At 68.7% G+C, this 21208-nt stretch carries 19 protein-coding genes, 1 tRNA gene and 1 pseudogene; 6 read left to right on the plus strand and 15 right to left on the minus strand.

The window, feature by feature from the left end:
- The 4 genes and pseudogenes from PKD89_RS16815 to PKD89_RS16825 form a co-directional block, all read left to right on the plus strand.
- On the plus strand, positions 1-398 hold a 398-nt coding region (locus PKD89_RS16815), incomplete at its 5' end, for a cytochrome P450 (RefSeq protein ID WP_324332593.1).
- A gap of 534 nt (positions 399-932) precedes the next feature.
- Positions 933-1244, plus strand: a pseudogene (locus PKD89_RS19995) (thiamine pyrophosphate-binding protein); the annotation flags it as partial.
- 98 nt (positions 1245-1342) lie between these two features.
- Positions 1343-2131, plus strand: coding sequence for a thiamine pyrophosphate-dependent enzyme (locus PKD89_RS16820; protein WP_289011099.1), 789 nt, complete (start codon positions 1343-1345; stop codon positions 2129-2131).
- Positions 2132-2142: 11 nt separating this feature from the next.
- Positions 2143-3288 carry a zinc-binding dehydrogenase gene (locus PKD89_RS16825; protein ID WP_349257374.1) on the plus strand — a complete coding sequence of 382 codons (1146 nt, stop codon included), beginning with the start codon at positions 2143-2145 and terminating at the stop codon, positions 3286-3288.
- Positions 3289-3406: 118 nt separating this feature from the next.
- On the opposite strand, the gene PKD89_RS16830 is transcribed toward PKD89_RS16825, so the two are convergent.
- Both PKD89_RS16830 and PKD89_RS16835 read right to left on the minus strand, forming a co-directional pair.
- A tRNA-Val gene (locus PKD89_RS16830) sits at positions 3407-3480 on the minus strand.
- A 69-nt stretch (positions 3481-3549) separates the two neighbouring features.
- On the minus strand, positions 3550-4281 hold the full coding sequence (locus tag PKD89_RS16835) for a J domain-containing protein (RefSeq protein WP_287374933.1): 732 nt from the start codon (positions 4279-4281) through the stop codon (positions 3550-3552).
- A gap of 231 nt (positions 4282-4512) precedes the next feature.
- Between PKD89_RS16835 and PKD89_RS16840 the strand changes: the two genes are divergently transcribed.
- On the plus strand, positions 4513-5910 hold the full coding sequence (locus PKD89_RS16840; protein WP_287374936.1) for an MFS transporter: 1398 nt from the start codon (positions 4513-4515) through the stop codon (positions 5908-5910).
- Here the strand turns inward: PKD89_RS16840 and PKD89_RS16845 are convergent.
- Positions 5888-7207, minus strand: a complete 1320-nt coding sequence (locus tag PKD89_RS16845) for a UDP-N-acetylmuramoyl-tripeptide--D-alanyl-D-alanine ligase (RefSeq protein WP_289011098.1) — start codon at positions 7205-7207, stop codon at positions 5888-5890. The genes PKD89_RS16840 and PKD89_RS16845 overlap by 23 nt on opposite strands.
- Positions 7208-7416: 209 nt before the next feature.
- Here PKD89_RS16845 and PKD89_RS16850 point away from each other — a divergent pair, with 209 nt between their 5' ends.
- Positions 7417-8586: a D-alanine--D-alanine ligase family protein gene (locus PKD89_RS16850; RefSeq protein WP_289011096.1), complete on the plus strand. Its 1170-nt coding sequence runs from the start codon at positions 7417-7419 to the stop codon at positions 8584-8586.
- Between the two features lie 115 nt (positions 8587-8701).
- Here the strand turns inward: PKD89_RS16850 and rpsA are convergent, their stop codons facing one another.
- The 12 genes from rpsA to PKD89_RS16910 all read right to left on the minus strand — a co-directional run bounded on the left by rpsA (position 8702) and on the right by PKD89_RS16910 (position 21008).
- Entirely contained in the window at positions 8702-10027 is a 1326-nt protein-coding gene (gene rpsA / locus PKD89_RS16855; RefSeq protein ID WP_425591261.1) for a 30S ribosomal protein S1, read from the minus strand.
- Between the two features lie 330 nt (positions 10028-10357).
- Complete coding sequence (gene polA / locus PKD89_RS16860; protein ID WP_287374946.1) at positions 10358-13054, minus strand: DNA polymerase I; 2697 nt, start codon at positions 13052-13054, stop codon at positions 10358-10360.
- Between the two features lie 36 nt (positions 13055-13090).
- Positions 13091-13687, minus strand: a complete 597-nt coding sequence (locus PKD89_RS16865; RefSeq protein ID WP_287374949.1) for an ANTAR domain-containing response regulator — start codon at positions 13685-13687, stop codon at positions 13091-13093.
- Between the two features lie 11 nt (positions 13688-13698).
- On the minus strand, positions 13699-13995 hold the full coding sequence (locus PKD89_RS16870) for a hypothetical protein (RefSeq protein WP_287374952.1): 297 nt from the start codon (positions 13993-13995) through the stop codon (positions 13699-13701).
- A gap of 65 nt (positions 13996-14060) precedes the next feature.
- Positions 14061-14291 carry a preprotein translocase subunit SecG gene (gene secG, locus PKD89_RS16875; protein ID WP_287374954.1) on the minus strand — a complete coding sequence of 77 codons (231 nt, stop codon included), beginning with the start codon at positions 14289-14291 and terminating at the stop codon, positions 14061-14063.
- A gap of 236 nt (positions 14292-14527) precedes the next feature.
- On the minus strand, positions 14528-15301 hold the full coding sequence (tpiA, locus tag PKD89_RS16880; RefSeq protein ID WP_287374957.1) for a triose-phosphate isomerase: 774 nt from the start codon (positions 15299-15301) through the stop codon (positions 14528-14530).
- 30 nt (positions 15302-15331) lie between these two features.
- Positions 15332-16498 (minus strand): phosphoglycerate kinase, encoded by a 1167-nt coding sequence (locus tag PKD89_RS16885; protein WP_287393597.1) that lies wholly within the window; start codon positions 16496-16498, stop codon positions 15332-15334.
- 6 nt (positions 16499-16504) lie between these two features.
- The gene (gene gap / locus PKD89_RS16890; RefSeq protein ID WP_287374963.1) at positions 16505-17512 is read right to left on the minus strand and encodes a type I glyceraldehyde-3-phosphate dehydrogenase; all 1008 of its coding nucleotides are present in this window, start codon (positions 17510-17512) and stop codon (positions 16505-16507) included.
- Between the two features lie 135 nt (positions 17513-17647).
- Positions 17648-18550 (minus strand): uridine diphosphate-N-acetylglucosamine-binding protein YvcK, encoded by a 903-nt coding sequence (locus PKD89_RS16895; RefSeq protein ID WP_287374965.1) that lies wholly within the window; start codon positions 18548-18550, stop codon positions 17648-17650.
- Between the two features lie 61 nt (positions 18551-18611).
- Positions 18612-19463, minus strand: a complete 852-nt coding sequence (gene rapZ, locus PKD89_RS16900) for an RNase adapter RapZ (protein ID WP_287393593.1) — start codon at positions 19461-19463, stop codon at positions 18612-18614.
- Between the two features lie 10 nt (positions 19464-19473).
- The gene (locus PKD89_RS16905; RefSeq protein ID WP_289011094.1) at positions 19474-20313 is read right to left on the minus strand and encodes a class I SAM-dependent methyltransferase; all 840 of its coding nucleotides are present in this window, start codon (positions 20311-20313) and stop codon (positions 19474-19476) included.
- Positions 20310-21008 carry a thymidine kinase gene (locus PKD89_RS16910; protein ID WP_287374973.1) on the minus strand — a complete coding sequence of 233 codons (699 nt, stop codon included), beginning with the start codon at positions 21006-21008 and terminating at the stop codon, positions 20310-20312. The genes PKD89_RS16905 and PKD89_RS16910 overlap by 4 nt, the downstream gene beginning before the upstream one ends.
- Positions 21009-21208 lie beyond the last annotated feature (200 nt).

Genomic DNA, 21208 nt, shown 5'->3' on the forward strand with positions numbered 1-21208 from the left:
TCACCAAGTACCCCGATCAGTACGACAAGCTGATCGCCGATCCGGGCCTCATCTCAAACCTGGTGCCCGAGATCATTCGCTGGCAGACCCCGTTGTCCTACATGCGTCGAACCGCCAACAACGACCGCGAGATCGGCGGCAAGCAGATCCGCAAGAACGACCAGATCCTGATATGGTACCTATCGGCGAACCGCGACGAGACCGTGTTCGACAACGCGGACGCGATCGACCTTGAGCGCCCCAACGCGGATCGTCACCTCTCCTTCGGCTACGGCATCCACTTCTGCATGGGCAGCCGGCTCGCCGAAATGCAGCTTCGGGTGCTGTGGGAGGAAGCACTGCAGCGCTTCGAGCGCATCGAGGTTCAGGCCGAGCCCGAACTGACGGCCTTCAGTTGAACGACGAGCGACCCTGAGCCACGCGCCAAAGGATGATCAGCGCTCTGGACTTGAACGAACCGTGGCGTCTCGACCGCCGCTCCTCGGCCGCCGGGGGCGGTTCATTCCACGGGCACGGTGGGACACTCGGTGCGTTCCTCAGTCCACACCGGCCACGAAGCGAGCTGCGGCGGCGGCAATGGCCTCGCGACCGATCGCGACCACGCGTCGGTCCGCTGTGGGCCCCTCACGGAACGCGAGCTCAAGAACCCGATCCCCCAACTCGACGAGGAGATCGGCTTCGTCGATAGGAATTCGGTTGGTGCGGCCGACTGGTCGTGCGCGGCGGGCAGGTGTTCGGCGATCAGTTGGCGCAATCGCACGGCGAGTCGGTGGTTGCGGGCATGGACGGCCTGGGTCACAGCAGGAGAGACCCGGCCACCGAACCAGAGCGCCGCGAAGGTTGGGTGGGACTCGTAGCACTCGACGTGGAAATCGAGTGTTCTAGTTTGCACCATCGACACACTTCGTCGGTCCCGAATCGGAGGTTGTCCCATGAGCGACATCACTGGTGGCGAACTGCTCGCCCGTGCTCTTCAGGCCGAGGGGATCGAATATCTCTTCGGCCTTCCCTCACCCGAAAGTGACCCGTTGCTCGCGGTGCTGGTCGACCATGGCTTCCGCGTGGTCCCGGTTCGCCACGAGGCCGCTGCGGTACACATGGCGGAGGGGCTCTACAAGACGACCGGCAAGGTGGCGGCGGTGCTCGGTAACCCAGGACCGGGAACGGCAAACCTCGTTCCCGGCCTCCTGACCGCCCTTCATGAGGGCGTCCCCGTCGTGGCGATCACCTCACAGCACCGCCTCGGCCTCGTCTACCCCTCGACCCCGGCGACCTTCCAGGGTCAGGGACAACTGGACCTGCTGCGTCCGGTGGTGAAGTGGGGCGGGCCGATCCTCGGCCGGTGGAACTGGGCATCGTCGGCGATGTGCGCGATGCCCTCGAAAGGCTTGTTGAACGCCTCTCGCCGCGAACGCTTCCGAGCGTCGCCGATGACCTTGCCCGTTACCGGGCCCTCGACGAGCAACAACTCCTCGAACAGGCGGGGCCGCTCCTCGACCGGAAAGGCCCGGGGATCCATCCGGCGCTGGCACTCGGCGTCGTCGGAGCGGTCTTCGGTTCCGACGCCTTCTACACCGTGGACGGCGGCAGCACCGCTCTGTGGGCCTATGCAGTGTTACCGCCAACGCAGCCCAGCTCGTACCACTCGATTCTCGAGCTCGGCATGCTCGGTACCGGCATCCCCTCCGCGATCGGCTCCAAGCTCGGCGCCCCTGAGCGTGACGTCGTCTGCGTCACCGGTGACGGTGCCGCAGGTTTCAACATCATGGAGATGCAGACGGCGGCTCGCGAGAGGCTCGCCATCACCACCGTCGTCATGGCCGAGGGGAGTTGGACGCTGGAGGAGGTGAACGAGCTCGACCTGTACGGCCAGACCTTCGGGACGGATCAGGGAGACATCCGCTGGGACATCGTCGCCCAGGGTCTGGGATGCCATGGTGAGTTTGTCGAGCGCATGGAAGACCTCGAGCCGGCGTTGCGTCGGGCCAAGGACCATGCCCGACCGAGCCTCGTGTGCGTCCGCAGCGACCACGAGGCAAACCTTTCGATCCCCACGGCCATCACAAGCCGGTTCTTCGAGGTGTACTCAGGACCGAACGAGCCAGCCGACGAGACAACGACACCCCTATGAGCACGGCGACCATGCGGGCCGTTGTCTGCCAGAACAATGCACTGCGGGTCGACGAGCTCCCCGAGCCAGTCCCGGCCCAAGGACAGGTTCGCCTGCGCGTCCTGCGCTGTGGCATCTGCGGCTCGGACCTCCACGCCCAGCACGGCAGCGACGACTGGGCCGATGTCGCCGCCCGGGGTGGCTATAAGGGCGTCGGCCGCTCGACCGAGCAGGTCGTCTTCGGCCACGAGTTCTGCGGCGAGATCATCGACTACGGACCTGGTACCCGTCGGCACCTGTCGTCCGGTACGAGGGTCGTGGCCCTGCCATTCCTCCGCAGCCATGGAAACGTCGATCTGACCGGCCTGTCGGCCCACGCGCCCGGTGCGTATGCCGAGCAGGTCCTCATCCAAGAATCGATGATGATGGCGGTCCCCGACAACGTGTCGACCGACGTGGCAGCGCTGACCGAGCCACTGGCCGTCGCATTACACGCCGTGCGACGGGGCTCGGTCGACAAGAAGACCGTGGCCATCGTCGTTGGCTGTGGACCGGTGGGTCTCGCCGTGGTCTTGATGCTCAAGACGCTCGGAGTTCGCCAGGTCGTCGCTGCGGACTTCGCACCGGGCCGCCGGCGACTCGCCGAGGTCTGTGGAGCAGATCTGGTGGTCGACCCCGCGACCGATTCGCCCTACGACGCCGTCTCGGGCAGGGGCTACCTCAGCGAGCTCGACGCAGCCATGAACTTTGTCGTCAGTGCGCGCGAGAAGCTCGACCGGGTCCCAATCGGGTGGTGGCATGCGTGGCGGCTGGGAGAACTGCTCGGCGCCGGGCCCAAGCAGCCGATGATCTTCGAGTGCGTCGGCGCCCCGGGAATGATCGAGGACATCTTGGACCGAGCACCGTTGTTCTCGCGTGTCGTTGTCGCTGGAGTGTGCGTCGGCGTCGACCGGTTCACACCGGCCATGGCGATCAACAAAGAGATCGATCTGCGATTCGTGTTCGGGTACAACCCACTCGAATTCCACGACACGCTGCAGCTTCTCGCCCAAGGCAAGGTCGAGCCCTCAGCGCTCATCACAGGAACCGTCGGACTCGCCGACGTCGCCGGCGCGTTTGCCGATCTGCGCAGTCCGGACCGACACGCAAAGATCCTCATCGATCCCCGAACCGACTGAGCTCCAGTTCTGGCGCGCTGTCCAAGGGGGTCGGAAGACCTTCGGGAAGCCGAACTGAAGAGGCCGACGACCGCCTCCGAGCATCTCAAGCCGCTTGGCGAGATCCGGCAACGTGGAGTGGGCCCAAGAGGACTCGAACCTCTGACCTCTGCCGTGTGAAGGCAGCGCTCTAACCAGCTGAGCTATGGGCCCCGAAGCGGCAAACCATACCCGTGCTCGGGGCACCACGCCAAGGTCGGAACCGCCGTGTCCGAGGGGCGATTACGACTCGACGCAGTACTCGGCGGCCAGCTTGACCAGCCGCGACCCGGCAGGGCAGCGATGGGCGGCGTCGGCGAGGCCGACGATGCGCCCGTCGTTGGGCTTGGCGCAGTCGACCAGCGTGTTGCCCAGCACGCACCCGGGGTCATCTGTTGATGGGTCTTTGATGCCTCCGCCGGCAAACGCGCTGAACACGACGATCCCCAGCAGAAGCACCGCCACCAAGGCCGGCACCAACCGCGAGAACAGAAGCCCGTGCACGCCGTCGCCGGCGACGTCCACCAAATCGTCGTCGTGTTCCTCGGGCACCTCGACCGCCGCGCGGCGCTGACGTTCGGTGTGGACCTGCCCGCCGGCACCCCTCGGGCGACCCGAACCACCGGTTCGACCGCCCGATGACGGGCGTGTTCCACCTGATGCGGTGCTGCTGGAGGCAGCCCGGCCCGAGCGCTCCGAGCTGTCGGTCCCGAATCGGGCGTGATCGTAGGCGCGCCGACGAGCGGGCTCACCCAACACTCTGAAGGCCTCGTTGACCTCGCGCATGCGCCGCTCGGCCACCCGGCGCTCGGCGTCGGAAAGGCCCCCGGAAGCGCCGGGAGTCTCCTGACGATCGGGATGGAGACGCCACGCCAACTCCCGATAGGCCACGCGGATGCTGTCCCCGCCCGCCTGACGGTCGACTCCGAGGACTCGGTACCAATCGCGCTCCGTCGCGCTGTGACCGGTCTCCATCCACCCAGGGTACGTCGAACGGGGATGTTGGTTTGGTTCGGCCCCCCTGCCGGCCGATGAGCCGTCAGGCCGAGAATGCCAGGACCCACCATAAAGTGACAGTTGTGACAGATGACCAAACCGAAACGAGGTTCCTCCGGTCACGGCCGGACGGAGGTGCCGTATCATCGCTCTGACACCGTACGGTTCTGAGATGTGCTTCTTGGGTTGAGCGGTGCTCCGACGACTCCCATGAACCCTCCCCCAGCCACCTCCACCTCCACCTCAGCTTCTCCTGTTGCCGATCACGAGCTGAGCGGCGCCGACCTGCCCTCCACAGTGGAGGATCCGACGGCGCTGGCCGAGCCAACGCTGCGCCTACGACGTCGTCGAAGCGCCGGCGCCCGCAACGAACGGCGCCACGGGACCGTCGGGGCGGCGCTGAGCCACCAGGCGTTTCGCCGCGTCGCCGCTGGGGCCTTTGCATCCAACATCGGCACCTGGATGCAGAACGTCACGTTGATCGCTCTGGCCAACCAGCTGACGCACTCCGGCGCCTTCGTCGGATTGGTGTCGTTCGCCCAGCTGGGGCCGATGCTGCTCGCCTCGCCGGTCGGCGGGGTGCTGGCCGATCGCTTTGACCGCCGCCACATCATCATGGCCGGGTCCGCCGTACAGGGAAGCCTGTCGGTGGTGCTGGCCATCGTCGCCTGGAGCGGTCACCCGCCGCCCTGGGCGCTGGTGCTGATCGTGCTGGGGATCGGCATGGCCAACGCACTGATCGCGCCGTCCAACGGCGCCCTCCTCCCCCACCTGGTCGACCGTCGGGACCTGTCCGGCGCCGTGGCGGTCAACTCGGCGGCGATGAACGGGTCTCGGGTGCTCGGCCCGCTGCTGGCCGCCCTCGTCTCCTCGCTGGGCACCGGCTGGATCTTCCTGATCAACGCCGGCACGTACGTGTTCGTCATCGCTGCGGTCGGCGCCGCCAAGGTGGCGTTTACGCCTCCAACCGATGGGGCTGTGGGACCGTGGGCCCGCTTCCGAGAGGGGCTGGACACCGCCCGCCAGGATCCGGTGCTGCGCCGGGTGCTGGGCATCGTCAGCCTGTTCTCGCTGTGCTCGCTGGTATTCATCTACCAGCTGCCCGGCCTGGCCGAGAACCAGCTGGGCATCACCGGCAGCGCCTTCTACCGCCTGTTTGCCGCCTTCGGGTTGGGAGCGGCCGGCGGCGCCATCCTGCTGGGAACCGTCCTGGGCGGACGACCGCTGCACCGGGTGCCGCTGTTCGCCCTACCCGCCTTCGCCGTCACGCTCGCAGCGTTTGCGTTCACCCACGACCCGGTCGCCGCCCACTTCATCGTCTTTGCGCTCGGCTTCTTCTACTTCACCCTGGTGACGGCGCTGTCGACCACCCTTCAGGAGGAGGTCGACGACGAGCACAGGGGCAGGGTGATGGGCCTGTGGATGATCGCCTGGGCCGGGCTGGTGCCGGTCGGCAGCCTGCTCGCCGGCCCGGTGATCGACCGGGTCGGCGGCACCCCGGTGCTGCTGTTTGGGGCGGTGGTGGCCCTTGCGCTCACCAAGGTGGGCAACCTCGATCGCAACCAGCTTCCCGAGCGTCGGCCCCTTACCCGGCCAGTACTCGACTGACGATCTGTTCGAGACCCGCAACACGGCTGCCCTTGACCAGCGCTGCCTCGCCCTCGCCGAGCGACGTCAACGCTGCCGCGGCGTCCGCCGGTTGCACCCCGTCGACCCCATAGGCCCCGGTGCTGACAGCGACCACCTCGATGTCGAGCCTGCGGGCCTGGGCGACCATCTCGTGGTGGAGCGCCTCGGCATCCGCCCCCAGCTCGGCCATCTCGCCCAGCACAGCCACCTTGCGGCGGGCGGGCAGCGCCGCCAGCGCCGTCAGGGCGGCGCTCATCGACGTGGGGTTGGCGTTGTAGGCATCGTTGATCAACGTGGCCCCGCCGGGGGTGGTCACCACCTCCATGCGCCACGGGCTGATCGTCGATGTCCCCAGCGCCTCGGCCAACGCCTCCACCGCGATTCCGGCGTCGAGGGCGACCGCCGCCGCCGCCAACGCATTGGTGACGTGATGCTCGCCGGCGATCGCCAGGCGCACCGGCGCCGACCCCCAGGGACTGCTCAGCAGGAAGGATGCCCGCAGGTCGTCGCCCAGAGCGACGTCGCTGGCACGTACGTCGCCTGCCGAGCGCCCGAAGGTGAGCACCGGCGCTGCGCTGCGACCGGCCATGGCGGCGACGAGCGGATCGTCGGCGTTGAGCACCGCTGTGCCGTCGGCCGGCAGGGCCTCGATCAGCTCGCCCTTGGCCGCCGCCACGCCGGCCAGGTCGCCGAACAGCTCCAGATGCGCTCCGGCGACGACGGTGACGACGCCCACCTGCGGGTGGGCCAGCTCGCACAGCGCTGCGATGTGGCCTGGGCCCCGGGCGCCCATCTCCACCACCAGCGCTTCGACATCGTCGGGCGCATTGCACAGGGTCAGCGGGACGCCGATCTCGTTGTTGAACGACCGCTCGCTCGCCGAGGTGACCAGGTGCGCTCCCAACACCCCCGCCATCAGATCCTTCACGGTCGTCTTACCCACCGAACCGGTGACGCCGATGACGCGGGCCGACATGCGGTCCCGGGCGAAGCGGGCCAGGTCGTTCAGCGCCGCCCCGGTGTGGGCCACCAGCAGCAGGCGGGCGTCGTGGTCGAGCCCCAGATCGTCGGTGCCGCGCTCCGACAGCGCCGCCGTCGCCCCAGCGGCCAGAGCGGCGGCGACGAAGTCGTGACCGTCGCGCTCGGCGACCAGCGGCACGAACAGGTCGCCGGGCCGGGCCAGGCGGGAATCGGTGATGACCCGGTCGATCGTGGCATCGGCGCCGATCAAGGTGGCGCGAAGAGGACTGGTCAGCGCAGCGAGGGGTACCTGCATGCCCTCAGTCTCCCACGATCGACCGTTCCGACCTCAGTCCTGAACCGCCACTCGACCGGCCGGTCGCAACAACCGGCCTGCCCCGCCGGCAGGCGACGCCTTCCCGCCTCCGAGGCCCGATTGCGTAGTCTCGGGGCCCGGCGAGCGGTGCAACATCAGCACGGCGAACCCCTCCTCTCGACCGATGACCGACCAGCGCGGAGCGTGACATGGCCGATCCAGTGGCACACGAAAGTCCGACGACCGCCGGCGAAGCACACCCGGTCGGTGGCACCAACCGCCCGACGCCGAGGTCGGGACGTGTCGACCTTCCCCAGCGGGTGCGCCTGGTGGTGCTCTTTGGCGGCCAGTCCGCCGAACACGACGTCTCCCGGGTGACCGCCCGCAACGTGTTGGCTGCGCTCGATCCCGACCGCTACGACGTCCATCTGATCGGAATCGCCCGCAACGGGCGCTGGCTGCAACTGCAGGGCCTCCCGGCGCTGGACGGCGTCGAGGCCAAGGCCCTCACCGTGTCGGGCGACCACGTCGACCCGATCGGCCACCTGCGACACACCAGCGACAACGTGCATGGCGACGCGCTGTCGACGGTGGTGCTCCCGCTGCTGCACGGGCCCAACGGCGAGGACGGCACCGTGCAGGGGCTGCTGGAGATGAGCGGCCTCCCCTACGTCGGCAGCGGCGTGCTGGGATCCGCAGTCGCCATGGACAAGGCGGTCGCCAAGGAGCTGTGCGGCCACGCCGGCATCCCGCAAGCCGGCTGGGTGGCGCTCCACGAGCGGGAGGTCGGCCCCGAGACACTCGCCTCGGCGGTCGAGCGGCTGGGCCTGCCGATCTTCGTCAAACCGGCCAACCTGGGCAGCTCGGTCGGCATCTCCAAGGCGACGAACGCCGACGACCTGGCCACCGCCGTCGCCGTGGCGCTTGAGCACGACGAGTACATCGTGCTCGAGGAGGCCGTGAACGGCCGGGAGATCGAGCTGGGGGTCCTCGGCAACGAGGAGCCCCGGGTGTCGCTGCCCGGCGAGATCGTCTCCGGCGCCGAGTTTTACGACTACGAGGACAAGTACGTCACCGGCTCGGCCGAGCTGGTGATCCCGGCGGAGCTGCCCGCCGAGGCGATCGAGGAGGCCCAACGCCTGGCGCTGGTCGCCTACCGGGCGCTGCGCGGCGCCGACCTGGGACGGGTGGACTTCTTCTACGAGTCGCCCGGCCGCGGCCTGCTGCTCAACGAGATGAACACGATGCCCGGCTTCACCCCGGCGTCGATGTACCCGCGCCTGTGGGAAGCAAGCGGCGTGCCGTACACCGAGCTGATCGACGAGCTGGTGCGCCTGGCGATCGAACGCCATGCCCATCGAGGCAACCGCCGCCGATAGCTGTCGGCGATCAGCACCCGCCCCCAGCGCTCCCGGACGCGACTGTGGGGAGGACCAAATCGGTCCTCCCCACAGTCATGGACTTTCGATCGGCAGGGTGAGGCCCCGCCGTGGATCAGGCTTCCGGAGCCGGCTCTGCTGCCGGCTCTTCGGCCGGAGCTTCGTCACCCTCGGCCGCTGCGGGCTCGTCGCCCTCGGGAGCCGGAGCGTCACCCTGCTCGGCGTAGTAGGCCGTCCAGGCCTCCTCGGCCTCGCTGGGGCCTTCGCCCTCGATGCCCGAACCGATGTAGTTGCCCTCATCGTCGTAGGCGTGCTCGCCGAAGTGCTCCTGGTACTCGGCGGCCACGATGCCACCCTCGGCGGCCTGCTTGATCGACAGGCTGATCCGGCGACGCTGCAGGTCGAGATCGATGATCTTCACCCACAGCTCCTCGCCCGGGGTGACAACTTGCTCGGGCAGGTCGACGTGATGCTGGGACATCTCGGAGATGTGCACCAGGCCCTCGATGCCCTCGCCCACCTGGACGAACGAACCGAACGGCACCAGCTTGGTGACCCGGCCGTAGACCAGCTCCCCAACCTGGTGGGCGGAAGCGAACTCCTGCCACGGATCCTGCTGGGTGGCCTTGAGCGACAGCGAGATGCGCTCGCGGTCGGTGTCGACCTCCAACACCTCGACGTCCACCTCGTCGCCGACGGTGACGACGGAGCTGGGGTGATCGACGTGCTTCCAGGACAGCTCGGACACGTGGATCAGCCCGTCCATACCGCCCAGGTCGACGAACGCACCGAAGTTGACCACCGAGGACACGACGCCCTTGCGGCGCTCGCCCGGGGCCAGGTTGGCCAGGAACTCGTCGCGCTGTTCCTTCTGGGTCTCTTCCAGGTAGGCACGGCGGGACAGCACCACGTTGTTGCGGTTGCGGTCGAGCTCGATGATCTTCGCCTCGAGGTCACGCCCGAGGTACGGGGCCAGGTCGCGCACCCGGCGCAACTCGACCAGCGATGCGGGCAGGAAGCCGCGCAGGCCGATGTCGATGATCAGGCCGCCCTTGACGACCTCGATGACCGGGCCGGTGACGACGCCGGAGCCTTCCTTGATCTCTTCGATCGTGCCCCAAGCGCGCTCGTACTGGGCACGCTTCTTGGACAGGATCAGGCGGCCGTCCTTGTCTTCCTTCTGGACGACGAGGGCTTCGATCTGCTCACCCGGCGACACGACCTCGGAGGGGTCGATGTCGTTACGGATCGACAACTCGTTGACGGGGATGACGCCTTCGGACTTGTAGCCGATGTCGAGGAGGACCTCGTCGCGGTCGATGCGAACGACCGACCCGGTGACCATCATGCCGTCTTCGACTTCCACCATCGAGGAGCCGTACATCTCGTCGAGGGCATCGCCAACGTCGTCGAGCACGATCGGGTCGTCGGCGTCGCGGATGCCGCTGGGGGGGCCTACCGCTGAGACGAATTCGTCAGAAGCTTCCTGGGTAGCGGTGGCCGCCGACGCGGTTGCGTCGGCACTGGCCTCCGAAACCTCGCTGGTAGCGGAGGTCTCGGAGGGGGTCGGGGTCGGGTCGGACACGAAATACAGCCTTGGGGTTGATGGATAGACGGACCGCAAAGAATACCACCGAAGGTCCGGGGCCTACCTCATCAACTGTGACCGCAGGTCTTCATCAACCGGCACTGCCCCTTCCAACCGAACTCGGGAGTCAGGAACGCGCTCAGACGGCGGTGTGCACTCCCGAGTACCGGGAATTGGCGGTGATTAGGACTTGGCGCCGGCCCAGGTGTCGCCGAAGGCCAGGTTGACCTCGAGGGGGACGGCCAGGTCGAAGGCCCCGGACATGGCGTCGAGCACCACCTCGCTCATCTCGACCTCGTCGGCCGGCGGCACCTCGAGCACCACCTCGTCGTGCACCTGGAGGATCAGCCGTGACGTGCCGCCCCGCTCCTCGAGCGCCTCGTCAAGGCGGACGAGGGCAATCTTGAAGATGTCGGCGGCCAGGCCCTGGATGCCGGCGTTCATCGCCTGGCGTTCGCCCGCCTGGCGCACCGCCCGCACCCGCGAGGCCAGCTCGGGGATCTGCCGGCGGCGCCCGAGCAGGGTTTCGGTGTAGCCCTTCTCCCTCGCCTCGGCCACCGCGCCCTCCATGTAGGCCCGCACGTTGGGGAAACCCTCGAAGTAGGCGTCGAGGATCACCTGGGCCTCGCCGGTGGGGATCGACAGCCGCTGGCCCAGGCCGTAGGCCTCCATGCCGTAGGCCAACCCATAGCTGACCATCTTGGAGGTCGAGCGCTGAGCAGTCGTCACCTTGTCGGGTTCGACCTCGAAGATGCGGGCGGCGGTCTGGGCGTGGATGTCCTCGCCGGCGGTGAACGCACCGACCAGCCCAGGGTCCTTCGACAGGTGAGCGATGCAGCGCAACTCGATCTGGTTGTAGTCGGCGACGCACAGCCGATACCCGGGGGCAGGAACAAATACCTGGCGAAACAGGCGGCCCTCTTCGGAGCGCACCGGAATGTTGTGCAGGTTGGGCTGGTCCGAGCTCAGACGCCCGGTGCGAGCGACCGTCTGGTTGAACGTGGCATGGATGCGGCCGTCGACCGCCACCTCGGCCAGCAACCCCTCCCCATAGGTCGAACGCAGCTTCTCGACCTCCCGGTAGCGCAACAGGTGCTCGATGATCGGATGTTCGCCGCGCAGCTTCTCCAGGGTGGCGGCGTCGGTCGAGTAGCCGGTTTTCGTCTTCTTCTGCGGGGTGAGACCCAGCTCGTCGAAGAGCACCTCCCGCAGCTGCGGGGTGGAGTTGACGTTGAACTCGCGGCCGGCGGACGCCACGATCGCCTCCCGTTCCTCGGCCACCTCGGCGACCAGGCGATCGGCCAAGGCCTGCAGCTCGTCACGATCGACCCCGATGCCCAGGTCCTCCATCCGGGCCAGCACCCGCACGAGGGGCACCTCGACCTCGTCGTTCAGCTTGGTGAGGCCGCGAGCCTCGAGCGCCTCGCGCATCGGCGCAGCCAGCGCAGCGGTGGCCAGGGCGCGACGGGCGGTCACCCGGTCGCGACCGTCGCCATCGCCGTCACCCAGGTCGAGTTGGCCCGGCGGGGTGCCCTCCTCGCCGGCCATCTCCGCCCCGGCGTATTTGGCCAGCAGCTCCGCCAGGTCGTAGCGGGGGTCGGCCGGATCGAGAAGGTAGGCGGCCAGCTTGGTGTCGAGAGCCAGGCTGGACACCTCCACCTCGAGGCCGAAGAGCGACCGCAGCAGCGGCTTGGCGTCATGGGCGACCAGACCCACCGAGCCGTCGAGCAGCCCGACCACCTCGTCGTCACTCAGCGCCAACACCCCGGTGGCGGGCTCGGGGAACCACGCCACCTCGCCCTCGGAAGCATCGAGGACGACCGCCAGCCCGGTCAGCGGTGATCGGCCGGGCTCGCCCGCCCAGTCCGCCGCCAGGGCGACCAGACCGTCGACCGCCGAGCTTCTCGCCTTGTTGAGCGCGGCCCGAGCCTCGGCGCCCGTGGTGGGCACGACCAGCTCCGCCTCGAGCACCCGTGCGTCACCGTCGGCCAGCGGAGCGGTCAGAAAGGCGCCGAACGCTTCGGAGAAGCGGTCCTGCAGGCTGGAGAACTCGAGAAAACCGAACAGCTCGGCCACCGCGTCGGCATCGATGCTGCCGACCCGAAGCGACGTGACGTCCTCGGGCAGGTCGACGTCGCGCACCAGCGCCATCATCTGCTCGTTCATGCGCACCTGGTCCTCGTTGGCTTCGAGGGAGGCGGCCAGCTTGGGGGTCTGGTCGGCTGCATGGGCGAACAGCTCATCGGCCGTGTGGTACTTGTTCACCAGCTTGGCGGCCGTCTTCTCCCCCACCCCGGGGACGCCGGGCAGGTTGTCCGACGGATCGCCCCGCAGGGCGGCGTAGAACACGTAGTCCGACGGCTTCACGCCGGTGCGCTCCGCGATGCCGGCCTCGTCGTAGAGCACGTAGTCCGACACGCCGCGGCGGTTGTACAGCACGCGCACGTGGGGGTCCTCGACCAGCTGGTAGCTGTCTCGGTCGCCGGTGACGATGATGACGTCCTCACCGTTCGCCTTGGCCCGTTCGGCCAGGGTGGCGATCACATCGTCGGCCTCAAACCCGGGCGCCTCGACCACGGGAAGCGCCAACGTGTCAACGACCCGTCGCACCAGCTCCATCTGCTGGACGAGCAGGTCGGGTGTGGCGTCGCGGTTGGCCTTGTAGGTCTCGACCGCACGATGCCGAAAGGTGGGCTCGGGCAGATCGAAGGTGACGACGATGCGATCGGGCCGGTGGTCCCGCACCAGGTTCACCAGCATGGATGTGAAGCCGTACACCGCGTTGGTCACCTGCCCGGACGCGGTGGCCAGGTCGGTGGGCAGCGCGAAGAACGCTCGATAGGTGAGGGAGTTCCCGTCGACGAGCATCACGGAGGGCATTCCCGCAACCCTATTGGAACGCCCGAAGCCGTTCGCTCAGTCGGTGCTCGCGTCGGCGTTCGGGCGCAGCGTTCCATCGACGATGCGGGTGGCCACCTCGGCCATCGTCGAACGGGCCGACATCGCCGTCGTCTGCAGGAAGCGGAACGCCTCATGCTCGCCCATGCCGTAGGCGTCCATCAGGGTCCCCTTGGCCCGATCGATCACCTTGCGTTGCTCAAGTCGCTGTTCGGCCTCATCGGCACGGCCCGCCAGCGCCTGCAGCTGGGCCCGCCCGGCCAGCGCCACCTCGATCGCCGGCACCAGGTCGCTGGCCTGGAACGGCTTGACGACGTAGGCCCCCACGCCGACGTCGACCGCCTCGCCGATCAGCTCCCGCTGCGAGAACGAGGTGAGGATCACGACGGCCGCCAGATCCTCCTCGACCACGATGCGGGCTGCGGCCAGGCCGTCGAGTCCAGGCATCTTGACGTCGAGTATGCACAGGTCGGGCGCCAGCTCCCGGGTGCGTTCGACCGCCAGGTCGCCGCGTCCCACCTGCTCGATCACGTCGTAGCCCTCGGCCACCAGCATCTCGGCCAGATCCATCCGGATGATGACCTCATCCTCGGCGATCAGGATCCGGGCGCTCACCGCGTCACCGGTCAACGCCTGTACTGACGTTCGGTCAGGTCCTCGAGCAGCCGATCCTGTTCGCCCTCCAGCTTGGCGATGCGTCCGACGAGATGATCGCGCTCCCGTGCGAGTGCGTCCCGCTGACGAACCGCGTCGTCGGCCTCCGAGTCGGCCAGCGGCGTCTCCGACACGATCGAGCGCAGCTCGGCATCATCGGCCACCTCGTTCACCGCCTGCAGCTGCTCCGACACGACCGACAGATCCTCGTGGAACTGGCGGAGTTTCTCCTGGTTCGCCCGCAGGCGACGCTCGATCCGGGTTGCCATCACAGCCCCCATACTACGGGAGACCACCGAGGGGGACGCACATGCGCTACCCGGGGGCCTGCCGCTCAGGTGTTCATGATGAAGGCGAGGATCAGCGTGTTGAACGTAAACGCCACCGCCAGCACGACGGTGATGCGGTCGAGGTTCTTCTCCATCACCGTCGATCCGGCGGCCGCCGAGCCCATGCCCCCACCGAACATGTCGGAGAGGCCGCCGCCTTTACCCGAGTGCACCAGCACCAAGACGATCAGGCCCAGGGACAACAGCACCTGGGTGATGGTGGCAAGGATTTGCATGGAAACTCCGAGGGGACGATTTGATGCGGCCGGGCATGGGCCTCAAAGACGTTGAAGCGAGCTGCGCGACCGTCGATGCTAGCGCCCCGACGACCCGACACGAACTCGCCACGCTGCCAACCCGGGAGCCGCACAGCACCGCCAGAGCGCGCTCTGGGCTCCCGAGTTGCGGGTGGTGGCGTTGCGCAGCCGGGTGGTGGCCGTGCTCAGCCGTGCTCAGCCGTGCTCAGCCGTGCTCAATCCTGGTAGGAGCAGATCGACGCGAAGTCGTCGGGGTCGAGGCTGGCCCCGCCGACGAGGGCGCCGTCGATGTCGGCTTGGCCCATCAGCTCGGCGATGTTGCCTGGCTTCACCGACCCGCCGTACTGGATGCGGACACCGTCGGCGGCAGCCGCTCCAGCCGTCTCGCCGACGACCGAGCGCACCGTGGCGCACATGGCCTGGGCATCCTCGGACGTGGCGGTGCGCCCGGTGCCGATCGCCCAGATCGGCTCGTATGCGATCACCATCGACGCCACCGCATCGGCGGCCACCCCGTCCAAACCGGCGCGCACCTGGGTGGCCACCTTGGTCTCGGCCTCGCCGGCCTCCCGCTCTTCGAGCGTCTCGCCGCAGCACAGGATCGGGGTCATGCCGGCGGCCAGCACCGCCTTCACCTTGGCGTTGACCACCTCGTCGGTCTCGCCGAAGAGCTGACGGCGCTCGCTGTGCCCGACGATCACCAGGCTGACCTCCAGCTTGGCCAGCATCGGAGCCGACACCTCGCCGGTGAACGCACCCTTCTCCTCGGCGTGGCAGTTCTGGGCGCCGAGCAGGATCTTCATCCTGTCGGCACCGATCACCGTCTGCACCGAACGGATGTCGGTGAACGGCGGGTGGATCGACACGCCCACCTTGGAGTAATCGTGTTCACCCAACCGGTAGTGCAGCTTCTGGGTCACCTGGATGGCCTCGAAGTGGTTGTGGTGCATCTTCCAGTTGCCGCTGATCAGTGGCGTGCGCTCGGTCATCGTGCGTCCTTCTTTCTCAATCGCTGTTCGCTACTCGTTGAACTCGTCGGACTCGTCTGCCTCGACGGCGTTGGGTGCCCGCCGCAAGGCTTCGACGCCGGGCAGGTCGCCCCGCTCGATCAGTTCCAGGCTGGCGCCGCCGCCGGTGGAGATGTGATCGACCTGATCCTCAAAACCGAACTGGGCGATCGCCGCTGCGGAGTCGCCCCCGCCGATGACGGTGAAGCCCCGGCAGTCGGCCACCGCTTGGGCGACCGAACGGGTGCCCGCCTCGAAGCGGGGGTCCTCGAAGACCCCCATCGGGCCGTTCCACAACACGGTGGACGCTTCGAGCACGTGGTCGGCAAACTCGGCGGCCGAGCCGGGACCGATATCGAGGCCCATCCAGCCATCGGGCACCGAACGGCCCATGTTGCGCACCTCACCGCCGGCCTCTGGGTCACCGATCTTGCCCCCGGGGCCCATGGCCACCACGTCGGAGGGCAGCACCAGCCGGTCGCCGAACTCGTCGAGCAAGGCCTTGCAATCGTCGATGCGGTCCGGCTCGAGCAGGGACGATCCGACCGAGTGGCCGAGCGCAGCGAAGAACGTGAAACACATGCCGCCGCCGATCAGGATCTGATCGGCCACGCCCAGCAGCGCCCGGATGACCCCGAGCTTGTCCGACACCTTGGCGCCACCGGTGATCGCCACGAACGGACGGCGTGGATGGCTGCGCAGGCCGAGCAACACCTCCACCTCGCGGGCGAGCAGCAGCCCGGCCGCCGACGGCACCCGGCTGGGGGGCCCGACGATCGAGGCGTGCGCGCGGTGCGACGCCCCGAACGCGTCGTTGACGTACAGGTCGTGCCCCGCCATCAACTCGTCGACGAAGTCGGGATCGTTGGCGGTCTCCCCCGGGGAAAACCGCAGGTTCTCCCCGAGCGTCACCCCTGGCGCCAACTCGGCCAGGCGGCGGCGCACCGGCGCCACGTCGAAGGCCGGGTCGGGCGTGCCTTTCGGGCGTCCCAGGTGGGTCACCGCGGTCACCTTGGCCCCGCGCGACGTCAACCACTCCAGGGTGGGCAACGCCGCACGGATGCGGTGGTCATCGGCGATCTCACCGTCGCGCAGCGGCACGTTGAAGTCGCAGCGCACCAAGACGGAACGGCCGTCGACCGAGGGGAGATCCTCAAGAACCGGGACGCCGAAAAGCACGTCGGCTCAGCCCGCTGCGCCGACGATGGCGGCCAGGTCGACGAGCCGGTTGGAGTAGCCCCACTCGTTGTCGTACCAGCCAAGCACCTTCACCAGGCTGCCCTGGGTCATCGTCAGGCCGGAGTCAAACGTGCAGCTGGCTGCGGTGCCGACGATGTCGGAGGACACCAGCGGCTCGGTGGAGTAGTCGAGCACCTTGGACATCCGTCCGTCGGTGGCGGCCGCCTCGAACGCGGCATTGACCTCGTCAACGGTGACCTCGCGGCCAACGACGGCAACGAAGTCGGTGACTGAGCCGGTGGGGATCGGCACCCGCAGCGAGGTTCCGTCCAGCTTGCCCTCCATGGCGGACAGCACTAGGCCGGTCGCCCGGGCAGCGCCGGTGGAGGTGGGGATGATGTTGACCGCAGCGGCGCGGGCGCGGCGGGGGTCGGAGTGGGGGCCGTCGACCACCGACTGGTCTCCGGTGTAGGCGTGGGTGGTCGTCATCAGTCCGTGCTCGACACCAAAGGCGTCGTCGAGCACCTTCACCATCGGCACGAAGCAGTTGGTGGTGCAGCTGGCGTTGGACACGACCGTGTGCTTGGCCGGGTCATAGGTGTCGTCGTTGACGCCAACCACGAACGTGGCGTCGGCGCCGCTGGCCGGGGCCGAGACGATCACCCGGGGGGCGCCGCCCTCCAGGTGGGCTGCGGCAGCCTCACGGGTGGCGAAGAAGCCGGTCGACTCGATCACGACGTCGACGCCGAGGTCGCCCCACGGCAGCTCGGCCGGGTTGCGGGTCGACAGCACCTTCAGGACGTCGCCGTCGACGTCGAGACCGTCGTCGGTCACCGAGACGGTGCCGGGGTAGCGGCCGTGCACCGAGTCGCGCTGGAGCAGCCCGGCCATGATGTCGAGCGACCCCAGGTCGTTGACGGCCACGAAATCGATGTCGGCGCCCGACGCCTTGGCGGCCCGGAAGAAGTTCCTTCCGATGCGCCCGAATCCATTGATGCCTACTCGAACTGTCATGTGTATCCCCTCGTCGAAGGTGTGTGCCCCGGCGCCGTGCCGGAGTGGTCGGGCGGCGATCTCGCCGCTCGAAAAGGTCGGGTGACGGGTTCGACCTCCCGCCTATGGCACCAGATCAGCGCCGCCGCCGCCAGTTCAGTCGTTTGCGGCCTGCTCCCGTTCGGACCAAAGCGGGACGCCGGCCAGCCCGGCGAGGGCCTCGGCCAAGCGCTCGGCATCGTGGACCCACGGGTTGGCCTCGGTCAGTTGCTCGCCCACCGCGGTGCTCACCCCGTCGACGCCTGCCAAGCGGTCCGGGTCGTAGAGCACGGCGTCGGGGGTAAGCCCGTGCACGGCGAGCGCGGCAACGTGATCGGAGACGTCATATCCCTCGCTCTCGGGCTCCTGGGCGGCCAGGTTGGCCACATAGACGACCTGTGCGGTCGAGCGGGCGACGGCTCGACGGATGCCGGGCACGGCCGCCGCCGCCAACACCGAGGTGTACAGGCTGCCGGGTCCGAGGATCACCTGGTCGGCCGCGACGATGGCGTCGACCGCGTCGCCGGGCACCATCGGATCCGCCGGTTCGAAGCCCAACCGCACCAGGTTGGTCGTCGAGGCCACCTCGACCTGGCCCCGCACCCAGCCCTCCGAGGTCTCGCCGAGCAGGGTCACCGGATTGACCGCAGCCGGCAGCACCCGGCCCACCGTGCCGAGGGCCTCGCCCAACGCGTCGAGCACAGCGATCAGGTCGCCGCCGCACTCGCGCATCATCGCACCGAGCAACAGGTTGCCGGCAGTGTGGCCCGCCACCTCGCCGGCCTCGAAGCGGTGCTCCAACCCGGCGGCCAGCAACGATTCCGGCGGGGCGAGGGCGACCAGGCTCTTGCGCAGGTCGCCGGGCACCACGTCCCAGCCCGCCCGTCGCAGACGGCCGGTGGAACCCCCGTCATCGCCGACGGTCACAACGCCGCAGATGTCATCCGCGTAGCGCCGGACGGCCCGGAGGGTCGCAGACAGGCCGTGCCCTCCACCGATCGCCACCACGTTGCAGGCCATTGGAGCTACCCCGCTCCCATGGCGACCGGCGCTCCGCAGAGGTCGCGGTCCCAGGTCACGATCAACCGTCCAGTTCTCGGTGGCGGAGCCGGACGGTGTAGCCCTCGCTGCGCAACCAGCCGGCGAAGCGCTCGGCCATCGCCACCGAGCGGTGCTTGCCGCCGGTGCACCCGAGGGCCAGGTTGAGGTAGGCCCGGCCCTCATGCAGATAGCCGGGGATGGCGGTGGCCAGGAAGGCACGCAGCTGCTCGTAGGCCACGTCGGTGATCGGCTGTTCGGTGAGCCACTGCTGCACGGAACTCTCCCGGCCGTCGTGCTCGCGCAGCTCCTCGTTCCAGTGGGGGTTGGGAAGAAACCGGCAGTCGACGACCAGGTCGGCGTCGTTGGGCACGCCCTTCGGGTAGGCGAAGGACTCCACGCTGACCAGCACCCTGGGCTCGCCCTGCTCGGGGGCGTAGCCGTCTCCCAGGCGGCGGCGCAGGTCGTGCACGCTCAGCCCGGTCGTGTCGATCACCGCGTCCGAGGCGTCCTTGACCGGGTTCAGCTCGGCCCGCTCGGCCTCGATCGCCTCGTGCAGCCCGCCGTCGGTGCCCTGCGGGTGTCGCCTCCGGGTGCTCTCGTAGCGACGGACCAGCGTCTCGGTGTCGGCTTCGAGAAACATCAATTGGACGTCGGCGCCGTGGGAGCGAAGCCCGGCGACCGCATCGAGCAGACGGGCCTTCTCAGCGGTGGGGCCCACGACCAGCGCGATGCGGTCGAGGTCGCTGCCCGGCACCTGGGCAAGCTCCGCCACTTTGGGCACCAGCGACGGCGGCAGGTTGTCGATCACGAACCAGCCCAGGTCCTCGAGGATGTGCCCGACCTGGGTTCGCCCCGCGCCCGACATGCCTGCGACGACCACGAACTGTGCCACGGCGGCCACGCTACTGCGCCTGGTCGGGCGGCGGTTGCCCGATTGAGTGGAGTGACGACGTGCGCGTGAACTGCAGCGCCATCAGGCGGGGGATCTCCACCACCTCGGCGTATTCGGGGGCGCGAGCGATAAACCCGGGCGGCGGCGCCGGCTCGTCCATGCGATCCAGGCTGAGCCCAACGGAAATCGCCGAGTTGAGATACGACGACAGCGGCCGATGGTGGAACGTGATGTGGATCCCGGGCTGCACCTCCTCGACGTTGATGACCTCGCTCAGGTACGGCCCGATGCGCCAGTACTGCTCGGGCGGGTCGAGCACGTGGTCGTCGATCCAACCCGAGTCGGGGGTCTGGAGCAGCGGGTGATTTAACAACAATAAGAACCGGCCCCCCGGCACGAGCACCCGGGCGGCCTCGGCCAGGCCCCGCCGGTAGTCGCCGACGTGTTCGAAGACCAGCGATGCCACGACGAAGTCGACCGTGGCGTCACCGACCGGCAGGTCGAGCAGGCTGCCCCGCGCGTAGGCGGCGCGTGCGGGCACGTCGCCCGCTCCCGCACGGCGGCGTCGTTCCGCCTCGTCGATCTGGGCACCCGCCGGGTCCAGGCCAACCGCGCACAGGCCGTGCTCCACCGCCAGGCGGGTCACCTGGCCCTCGCCGCAGCCGACGTCGAGCACCCGGCCCTCGGCGGGCAGCCGGGAGGCGATCAGCGGCAGGATCTGCTCGACGTACTCCGGGTCCGCACCCTCGGTGAACTCGTCCTGCCACCATGCGGCGTGGGCATCCCAGGGGTCGGGAGGGCCGGGGCGCCATGGGTTCGGGTGCTCGGTGGACGCCTGCGGTTCGGTCATGTCTGCTCGCCTTCGGCGGCCGTGTGGCCGGCGCTCTCGGGGGTTGGTTGACGCGCCGCCCAATGGGCCCGACACAACAGCTCATAGGTCACCCGTCGCTCGTCGAGCTCCATGGCGGTCTGGGGGTCGGGCCCCGATGGCGGGGTGTCGCCGACGACGAGCAGGTCACCATCGAAGGTCTGGGCTCCGTCGATGAGCCGGGCATTGTGGGTGGCCCGCGACCCGCACCAGCACCGGGCCTCAACCTGCAGCTCGGAACGCTCATCGGCCAGCTCCAGCCACCGCGCCGTCGCCGGAAACAGGCGACCCTGAAAGCTGGTCAACAATCCAAAGGCATAGACCTCCACGCCGTGAAGGTCGACCAGTTCGGCAAGCTGTTCCACCTGGGCCTCGGCGTAGAACTGAGCCTCGTCGGCGACCACATAGGTCACCGGGCCGGCGGCCTGACGGCGAGCGGCGGCGGCATCCGGGCCGGGCGCGTCGGGGGCCAGAAGTTCGACCAGGTTCATCGTGTCGGTCACCTCCAGCGCCTCGGCGGCCACCCCCAGCCGCGATGACACCTGCCCACCGGACCGGTCCAGCTTGGTGGCGAGCACCCCGGTCAGCCTGCGGGACCGAAGGTTGTGGTGGATCTGGAGCGCCTGGGTGCTCTTGCCCGAGCCCATCGTGCCGAAGAAGAAGCGGAGCTTGGCCACCCCCGCACCGTAGTTCCGTGCTCGACCGCCGGGATCGGGCCGGCGATTGAGGACCACCGTATGGACGGCCCGGCCGTGAAAACGGGTGGCGCTCGCCCAAACGGCTGCGCGCACCACCCCGCAGCGTCCAAGATAGGAACCATCAGCACTCCTTCGACCAGCGACGACGACGCGATCGGCCCCGGCGGAACGGAACCCCG

This window comes from Candidatus Neomicrothrix sp., from assembly GCF_035329545.1.
Taxonomy (GTDB): Bacteria; Actinomycetota; Acidimicrobiia; order Acidimicrobiales; family Microtrichaceae; genus Microthrix; species Microthrix subdominans.

What these genes read in the sequence shown, in the direction of transcription:
- polA (WP_287374946.1), bottom strand. Translation starts at nt 13,054, where the DNA reads ATGCCCTCCGTGATGCTCGTCGACGGGAACTCCCTCACCTATCGAGCG.
- PKD89_RS16895 (WP_287374965.1), bottom strand. Translation starts at nt 18,550, where the DNA reads ATGGCCTGCAACGTGGTGGCGATCGGTGGAGGGCACGGCCTGTCTGCG.
- PKD89_RS16835 (WP_287374933.1), bottom strand. Translation starts at nt 4,281, where the DNA reads ATGGAGACCGGTCACAGCGCGACGGAGCGCGATTGGTACCGAGTCCTC.
- PKD89_RS16850 (WP_289011096.1), top strand. Translation starts at nt 7,417, where the DNA reads ATGGCCGATCCAGTGGCACACGAAAGTCCGACGACCGCCGGCGAAGCA.
- PKD89_RS16870 (WP_287374952.1), bottom strand. Translation starts at nt 13,995, where the DNA reads ATGGCAACCCGGATCGAGCGTCGCCTGCGGGCGAACCAGGAGAAACTC.
- PKD89_RS16905 (WP_289011094.1), bottom strand. Translation starts at nt 20,313, where the DNA reads ATGACCGAACCGCAGGCGTCCACCGAGCACCCGAACCCATGGCGCCCC.
- PKD89_RS16840 (WP_287374936.1), top strand. Translation starts at nt 4,513, where the DNA reads ATGAACCCTCCCCCAGCCACCTCCACCTCCACCTCAGCTTCTCCTGTT.
- gap (WP_287374963.1), bottom strand. Translation starts at nt 17,512, where the DNA reads ATGACAGTTCGAGTAGGCATCAATGGATTCGGGCGCATCGGAAGGAAC.
- PKD89_RS16825 (WP_349257374.1), top strand. Translation starts at nt 2,143, where the DNA reads ATGCGGGCCGTTGTCTGCCAGAACAATGCACTGCGGGTCGACGAGCTC.
- tpiA (WP_287374957.1), bottom strand. Translation starts at nt 15,301, where the DNA reads ATGACCGAGCGCACGCCACTGATCAGCGGCAACTGGAAGATGCACCAC.
- PKD89_RS16845 (WP_289011098.1), bottom strand. Translation starts at nt 7,207, where the DNA reads ATGCAGGTACCCCTCGCTGCGCTGACCAGTCCTCTTCGCGCCACCTTG.
- secG (WP_287374954.1), bottom strand. Translation starts at nt 14,291, where the DNA reads ATGCAAATCCTTGCCACCATCACCCAGGTGCTGTTGTCCCTGGGCCTG.